This window comes from Streptomyces sp. NRRL S-1022, assembly GCF_000720135.1.
Classification (GTDB): Bacteria; Actinomycetota; Actinomycetes; order Streptomycetales; family Streptomycetaceae; genus Streptomyces.
Map to the genome: position 1 here is coordinate 1 of NZ_JOIU01000133.1, position 413 is coordinate 413.

Annotated in this window: 1 pseudogene; it reads left to right on the forward strand. The window is 63.0% G+C overall.

Going from position 1 to position 413, the window contains the following annotated elements:
* Positions 1 to 413 (forward strand): annotated as a pseudogene (locus IG05_RS0141170) (coproporphyrinogen III oxidase family protein); the annotation flags it as partial.

The following is a 413-nucleotide window of genomic DNA, read 5'->3' on the forward strand; positions in this document are numbered from 1 at the left end:
GATTCGAGAACATCAACATCGACCTGATGCACGGCATCAACGGGCAGACGATGGAGAGCTGGGAGCACAGCCTCGACGTCGCCATCGAACTCGGCGTCACCTGCGTCTCGTTCTACACGTACATGGAGTTCGCGCAGGTCTCCACCAAACGCAGGAAGCTGCCGCCGGTCCCGGAGAAGGCCGTCGTCGACGAGATGTTCCTGTTCGCCGCCGACAAGCTCTCCAAGAACGGCTTCCTGGGCTACTACGGCGACTGCTTCGCCAAGCCCGGCTACCAGCCCAAGTACGGCGAGACGTCGTGGAGCGAGGACATCCCCATCATCCCGCTGGGCCCCACCGCGACCGGACACCTGCGCGACCACTGGTACTTCAACGAGCCCGACATCGGCCGCTACATCCAGACGGTGATGGAG